This window comes from bacterium (assembly GCA_035281585.1).
GTDB lineage: Bacteria > UBA10199 > UBA10199 > DSSB01 > DSSB01 > DATEDP01.
Genome location: DATEDP010000008.1, coordinates 1 through 6,464 on the forward strand (window position 1 = coordinate 1; position 6,464 = coordinate 6,464).

Consider the following 6,464-nt stretch of genomic DNA (forward strand, 5'->3'; position numbering starts at 1 on the left):
GCCATGCCCACGATCAAGAGCAAGCCGACGGCGACAGGATACATTCACTCCTCCTGGAGAGATTAAGCAATTAAGACAAAAGACTTCGAATTTAAAGGCCTTTTTTAGGCGGCAGGACCCTGGAGGTCCCGGTCCATGACGGTCTTGCGGCCGTCGTTTTTGGCGTTTTCGATGGCCTGGTCCAAGGCCCGGGTCACCAATTGGGTCAAGGCCTCCATGGTGTTGCCCGAGGTGTTCATTCCGGCCTTGTCCTTGATGTACTTCTTGATTTTCGATGCTACGACGAGCACTTCCGCCATAAAGCCTCCCGCTGGAAAGGTTAATTTTGACGCGGTCTTATGCCGAACTTTTCTTGAAATCAAGCGGAAGTGACATTACATTTCATTTCATGAAAAAACTCCTCGTCGTGCTCGCGGTCTTAATTGGGGCGGTGGTCATCGGCGCCATGTGGTTCGTGGGGGCCCGCAACCGTCTCGTCACCCTGGATGAAAAGGTTCAGCAAAGCTGGGCTCAGGTCGAAAACGTCTATCAAAGGCGGGCCGACTTGATTCCGAACTTGGTCGCCACCGTCAAGGGAGTGGCCAATTTCGAGCAGGAAACCCTCACCAAAGTGGTGGAAGCCCGGGCCCAGGCCACCCAGATCTCGGGCGATGCCCTGAAGAACGCCGTCAACGATCCTCAGGCCTTCGAGAAGTTCCAGGCCAGCCAGGGAGCCCTGTCCTCGGCCCTCTCCCGCTTACTGGTGGTCGTGGAACGTTATCCCGAGCTCAAGGCCAATCAAAATTTCCTCGAGCTCCAAGCCCAGCTCGAGGGCACCGAAAACCGCATTGCGGTCGAGCGGCGCCGCTTCAACGAGACGGCCCAAGAGTTCAACACCGCGGTTCGGCGTTTTCCCGGCTCCTTGGTGGCCTCGCTCGCCGGCTTCCAACCCAAGCCCTATTTCAAGGCCGATCCCGGCGCTCAACAAGCCCCCAAGGTCGATTTCGGCGGGCCGGATACCACGGGCCAGGGGCCATGAGCATTCGGCTGCTGTTTCTCGGGCTCTGCGGCCTGGCTTTGGCCGGCCCGGTTCGGGCCCTCGACCTGCCACCGCCGCCCGATCACTACGTCACCGATCAAGCCGGAATCCTAAGCCCGGCGACCCGGGCCCAACTCGAGGAGGGCTTGGCGGCCTTCGAGCGCGACACTTCCAATCAAGTATTGGTGGTCACCTTTCCCGATTTGGGCGGGTCCTCGATCGAGGATTTCGGCATTCGTCTGAGCGAGCGCTGGCGGCCGGGCCAAAGCGGCCGGGATAATGGCGCCATCCTGATCGTCTCCAAGAGCGACCGCAAGGTCCGCATCGAGGTGGGCTATGGCCTGGAAGGAGCCTTGCCCGACGCGGTGGCGAAATCGATCTTGCAGACGGAGATCCTGCCGCGTTTCAAGGCCGGCGATTTCGATGGCGGGGTGAGGGCCGGGGTCGAGGCCATTCTCAAGGCCACGGCCGGAGAATACAAAGCCGCCAGCTCCCGCGCATTTCCGGCCTGGATCATTATTTTGTTGATCGTCCTCTTCATCCTGGCGATCCTTTTGCTCTTCTTGACCACGCCCTACGGCCTTTACCGCCATGGCTCTTACCGAGGCGGCAGCTGGGGCAGCTCCGGCGGTTGGGGCGGCTACAGTGGCGGCGGTGGAAGCTGGGGTTCGAGCGGGGGTTTTCGCGGCGGAGGCGGCAGCTTTGGCGGCGGCGGGGCTTCCGGAGGTTGGTGAGTATGCATGGCAAATCACCGAGCCGATTTTTCAGCAAGGCCGAAGAGGCCCGGATCGTCGCGGCCATTCAAGCCGCCGAGCAAGAGACTTCGGGTGAGATCCGGATCCATCTGCTGCGCTCCGACCAAGGCGACTTGCTGAACTATGCCCAACAACTTTTGGAGAAGCTGGGCATCACCCGGACCCGCGACCGCAACGGCGTCTTGTTCCTGATGGAGCTGAAGAGCCAACGCTTCGCCGTGGTCGGCGACCGTGGAATTCATGAAAAAGTCGGCCAGGAATTTTGGGATTCGATCCGCGACCGGGTGCTGGAGCGCTTCCGTCACGGTGAATTCGAGCAGGGCCTGATCGAAGGGATTCAAGCTTGCGGCGACAAGATGAAGGAATTTTTTCCGCTACAGGCCGACGATGAAAATGAGCTGACGAATCAGATTACGGAGTCATCCTGAGCGAAGCGAAGGATCTGCGACTGACCAAGTAGCTAAAAGCCCAAGAGCCCCTTCGTCTCTTCCGAATTCCGTTGGATGACACGAAGGGTATTCGACCTTTCAAAGTACCTTGGTGGGTCGCAGATCCTTCGCTTCGCTCAGGATGACTTCTATTCCAAAGTAATTTCGATGCCGTCGACCCGGCTGCTCAGCTCGCCCAGGTAATGCATGGCGCTCAAGGCACCGCTCTTGGCGATGAGGGTCAGCTTTTGGCCCTGGGTCGGGACCACCACGCTGAAATATCCGGGAGCCGAAAGCTGGGTCGAGGCCAGCGGGCCTTTGCTTTCGATCGGGCAATAACCCTTGGCGCAGGGCTCGGAATCGTAAACCGCGACGGTGATGGGGCCGGAGCTTTGGCCGGCGATGGTGCCGCCGATCATGACTTGCTTGGCCGGAGTTTCGGTGCTGACGATGTTGCTGCTATCGTTGACTTGGGGGCTGCCCGAGGTGCGGCCGCTCAAGGAGGAGCCGGCCCAGAATTGGATCAACTCTCCCTCGGTCCATTGGCTTTGGCCGCCGCCGCAAGCCGACAATCCAATCAAGGTGAAAACCGCCGAAATCAATGAAATTTTACGTAGGTTGCCCATATCCATACTCCCAAAAATAACACCAAATCCTCTACCTATCGGGAATTATCGGCTTTTAACGGTTCAGGTTGCTATCGAAGCGGGGGATAGGGTCGGTCCATCGACAGGTCGACACCGGCCACGTCGGCGGCCTCGCTCAAGACCCATTGGTGGGCGATGCGGGCGCCGCCGCCCGAGACGGGCTCGGTGGCCACGATGATCAAATCCTTGGCGCTGACTCCCAACTGGAGGCTGTAGGGGCCCGGCGAGCTCAGCTTTTGCTGGGCCAGCGGCTCCTCGCCGACCACCGGGCAACGGCCGTAGGCGCAGGGCACCGAACGTCGAGCCTCGACCAGGATCTCGCCGCCGGTGAAGTTCTTCGACTTGATGACTCCGCTGACGACGGTGTTTTGGGGGTTGGATTGGTGGAGGCCGACGCCGTTGTACTCGATCACCGGAGCCTCGACCTTGTCTTGGCCCCCCACGCAGGAAGCGATCCAGAGCAGGACGGCCCAGTAGCCGATCAGATGAAGGATTTTTCGCGGCGAGAAAGCTCCCATAAGGGGATTATCGTCAGACCGAGGCCGGGGTTGCCCGGAGACCGGCCGGAGCGAAGATCCGCACCAGGACGATGCCGACTTCGTAGAGCAGGAGCAAGGGCAGGGCCATGAGGATTTGGGAAAGCACGTCGGGGCCCGGCGTCAGCAGGCCGGCGACCAGGAAGATTCCGACCAACACGTATTTCCGGGCCTTGGCCAGCTGGGCGGCGTTGACCAAGCCGAATTTCCCCAGCACCAGCAAAAACAACGGCAGCTCGAAGATGACCCCGAAGGCGATCAACAAGCGGAGGGCGAAGGAAAGGTAATCGCTCATCTTCGGATAAAGCACGATGCCGGTGCCGTCGAGGATGCCGACGACGAAGCGGAAGCCGGTCGGGAAGACGACGAAGTAGCCGAAAAGGGCGCCGCCGGCGAAGAGCAGGCTGCAAACCAGGGCCACCGGGATCACTCCCCGGCGCTCTTCCTTCTTGAGGCCGGGCTTCATGAAGGCCCAAAAGAAATAGAAGATGAAGGGCGAAGCCGCCAGCAAGCCGAAGACCAGCGCCACCTTGAAATAAACGGCGTAGGATTCGAAGGGAGTGGTCGCGATGAAGTGGGAACCTTCGGGCAGCACTTGTTGGAGCGGACCCTGGAGCCAGCGAAAGATTTTGCCGGAAAATCCCAGACAGACCGCCGAGCTCAGGATGACGGCGATGAGGGACTTGATGAAGGCCCAGCGTAGCTCCTCGAGGTGCTCCAGGAATGTCATCGACTTTTCGTTCATGGCTTGGAGACGTTGGAGCCGGGCTTAGAGGATTCTTCCTCGCGGACCTCGCGCTCGACCGTGGTTTTGAGATCCTCGGCGGCGCCCTTCAACTGGCGGTAGAGGCGGCCCAATTGGGTGGCGACACGCGGGATTTCCTTGGGTCCCAGGAAGACCAGGGCCAAGAGGAGGACGATGATCAATTCTCCGCCGCCGAGACCGAACATATTGGGAATGGTTAGCAACCCGGCCAGGGAAAGGGAAGGGCTTTTCGATTCGGCGAAGATGGGCTATTTTGCGAAGTGAGAAAGCATGACTAAGATTGGTATCGTCCACGATCCACTTTTTCTCCAGCATTTGACCGGACCGATGCATCCGGAGCGGCCCGACCGATTGCGGGCTCTGGAGCCTTTGCTGAAGCAAGGCGCCTTGGAGAAAAAGTGGACCGAGATCGCCCCGCGCCAAGCCAGCCCCGAGGAGATCTTGCTGGTCCATGACCGCCAGCATCTCGAGGAAGTCGCCCGGACCGCGGGCGCCGGCGGCACCCATCTCGACGGCGACACCTTCGCCAGCGACCGCTCTTACGAAGCGGCCTTGCTGGCGGCGGGCGGGGTGCTGGAAGCCACCGATCGAGTGCTGGACGGCGAGGTCGATTCGGCCTTCGCCTGGGTCCGTCCGCCCGGTCATCACGCCGAGCGCGAATACGCGATGGGCTTCTGCCTCTTCAACAATGTCGGGGTGGCCGCCGAGCATTTGGTGAAAAATCGCGGCTTGAAACGGGTCGCGATCGTGGACTTCGACGTCCATCACGGCAATGCCACCCAGCACATGTTCTACGACCGGCCCGATGTTTTTTACGCCTCGACCCATCGTTATCCGTTTTATCCGGGAACCGGCGCCGCTTCCGAAACCGGCAGCGGAGCCGGCAAGGGCTACAACCTCAACTTCCCGATGGCGGCCGGCGCCGGCGACGCCGAGTACCGGCGGGTCTTCGAAGAGGGGCTGATCCCGGCGCTGCGCGAATACAAGCCCCAATTCCTCTTGATCAGCGCCGGCTACGACGCCCACCTCCGCGACCCGCTGGGCGGGATGCGGGTGAGCGACGCCGGATTTCGGGCGATGACGGCGGCGTTGGAAGAGGTCGCCGCCGATTTTTGCGGCGGAAAATCGGTTTATACCTTAGAAGGCGGGTACGACCTCGAAGGCTTGGCCGGCGGGGTTCGGGAAACACTGAACGTCCTTACCGAAAAATGATGGCACCTTGGAGGTATTCCATGCTTGTATCCCGGCGTATCCAAAACATGACTGTCGCGACCCTGACGGCGCTGCTCTTGGCCTGTGTGTCACAGACCGGACTGGCCGGCCCTCAGGTTACTAAAATGACTCCTAAAGAACCCAGCAAAAGCACCGTCGACCCGGCCAAGACTTACGAGGCCGTCATCGAAACCGACAAGGGCAACATCAAGGTTAAGCTCTACGCGAAGGAAGCCCCGCTCTCGGTTACCAATTTCGTTCAGCTCGCCAAGGGCGGCTTTTACGAAGGCCTGACCTTCCACCGGGTTGAGCCCGGCTTCGTCATTCAAGGCGGGGATCCGGCCGGCAACGGCACCGGCGGACCGGGTTACACGGTTCCGGCCGAGATCGGCCAGCCCCATCTCAAGGGCGCTTTGGCCTGGGCCCGCACCGGCGACGAAGTCAACCCCCAGCGCCGCTCCAGCGGCTCTCAATTCTACATCACCCTCGAGGCGACCCCCTTCCTCGACGGCGGCTACACCGTCTTCGGTCAAACGATCGAGGGCATGGAGGTCGTCGGCCAGATTCGCAAGGGTGACAAGATCAAGAAAGTGACGATCACGGAGAAGTGACGGACGGAAGCCCGTCATCCTGGGCGAAGCGAAGGATCTACGACTGCCCAATTGAGAGGGTCCACCTTGGGCAGTCGCAGATCCTTCGTCGCTTCGCTCCTCAGGATGACAGCTAGTCCAAATCCTTCGTGAAGAATTCGGCTCCGCCGCCACCGCCGCCGCCATCGGTGCTGGTCGCGGCCACGCCGGTGCCGACGCCGACGTCGCCCATTTCGGCGTCGCCGCCGCCTTGCACGACTTGCAGCGGGGTGTCGTAGACCGAGAGGTCGATCCATTTGGGAATGGTGAAATCCTTGGTCGCGTATTTCTCGGTGGCCTTGGTCATGTAGCCCAGCCAGATCGGCGCCGCGACGGTGCCGCCGGTCGCGCCCCGGCCGAGGCTCTTGATCTTTTCGTCGAAGCCGACCCAAACGCCGGTCACCATGTCGGGCGTGAAGCCGATGAACCAGGCATCGGTCTCGCCGTTGGTCGTCCCGGTCTTGCCGGCGGCC

General features: G+C 60.9%; 11 protein-coding genes. 5 read left to right on the top strand and 6 right to left on the bottom strand.

Annotated elements, in window-relative coordinates; translation table 11 throughout:
• Nucleotides 1-104 precede the first annotated feature (104 nt).
• A complete protein-coding gene (locus VJR29_00250) occupies nt 105-299 on the bottom strand; it encodes a hypothetical protein (GenBank protein ID HKY61825.1) in 195 nt (64 codons plus the stop codon).
• 89 nt (nt 300-388) lie between these two features.
• Between VJR29_00250 and VJR29_00255 the strand changes: the two genes are divergently transcribed.
• From VJR29_00255 to VJR29_00265, 3 genes are read left to right on the top strand one after another with little or no spacing between them, the layout of a single operon-like run.
• Nucleotides 389-1,018 (top strand): LemA family protein, encoded by a 630-nt coding sequence (locus tag VJR29_00255; protein HKY61826.1) that lies wholly within the window; start codon nt 389-391, stop codon nt 1,016-1,018.
• Nucleotides 1,015-1,752, top strand: a complete 738-nt coding sequence (locus VJR29_00260) for a TPM domain-containing protein (GenBank protein ID HKY61827.1) — start codon at nt 1,015-1,017, stop codon at nt 1,750-1,752. The genes VJR29_00255 and VJR29_00260 overlap by 4 nt, the downstream gene beginning before the upstream one ends.
• 2 nt (nt 1,753-1,754) lie before the next feature.
• The gene (locus VJR29_00265; GenBank protein ID HKY61828.1) at nt 1,755-2,201 is read left to right on the top strand and encodes a TPM domain-containing protein; all 447 of its coding nucleotides are present in this window, start codon (nt 1,755-1,757) and stop codon (nt 2,199-2,201) included.
• A gap of 149 nt (nt 2,202-2,350) precedes the next feature.
• Here VJR29_00265 and VJR29_00270 read toward each other — a convergent pair whose 3' ends face one another.
• The 4 genes from VJR29_00270 to VJR29_00285 all read right to left on the bottom strand — a co-directional run bounded on the left by VJR29_00270 (nt 2,351) and on the right by VJR29_00285 (nt 4,335).
• Nucleotides 2,351-2,827, bottom strand: a complete 477-nt coding sequence (locus VJR29_00270) for a hypothetical protein (GenBank protein HKY61829.1) — start codon at nt 2,825-2,827, stop codon at nt 2,351-2,353.
• 71 nt (nt 2,828-2,898) lie between these two features.
• Nucleotides 2,899-3,366, bottom strand: coding sequence for a hypothetical protein (locus VJR29_00275; GenBank protein HKY61830.1), 468 nt, complete (start codon nt 3,364-3,366; stop codon nt 2,899-2,901).
• 13 nt (nt 3,367-3,379) lie between these two features.
• Nucleotides 3,380-4,114 carry a twin-arginine translocase subunit TatC gene (gene tatC, locus VJR29_00280; protein ID HKY61831.1) on the bottom strand — a complete coding sequence of 245 codons (735 nt, stop codon included), beginning with the start codon at nt 4,112-4,114 and terminating at the stop codon, nt 3,380-3,382.
• Between the two features lie 11 nt (nt 4,115-4,125).
• Entirely contained in the window at nt 4,126-4,335 is a 210-nt protein-coding gene (locus VJR29_00285) for a twin-arginine translocase TatA/TatE family subunit (GenBank protein HKY61832.1), read from the bottom strand.
• Between the two features lie 85 nt (nt 4,336-4,420).
• On the opposite strand from VJR29_00285, the gene VJR29_00290 reads away from it, so the two are divergent.
• Both VJR29_00290 and VJR29_00295 read left to right on the top strand, forming a co-directional pair.
• On the top strand, nt 4,421-5,362 hold the full coding sequence (locus tag VJR29_00290; GenBank protein HKY61833.1) for a histone deacetylase: 942 nt from the start codon (nt 4,421-4,423) through the stop codon (nt 5,360-5,362).
• A gap of 20 nt (nt 5,363-5,382) precedes the next feature.
• Nucleotides 5,383-5,973 (top strand): peptidylprolyl isomerase, encoded by a 591-nt coding sequence (locus VJR29_00295; protein ID HKY61834.1) that lies wholly within the window; start codon nt 5,383-5,385, stop codon nt 5,971-5,973.
• A gap of 112 nt (nt 5,974-6,085) precedes the next feature.
• On the opposite strand, the gene VJR29_00300 is transcribed toward VJR29_00295, so the two are convergent.
• A partial coding sequence (locus VJR29_00300) for a penicillin-binding protein (protein HKY61835.1) occupies nt 6,086-6,464 on the bottom strand: 379 nt, incomplete at its 5' end.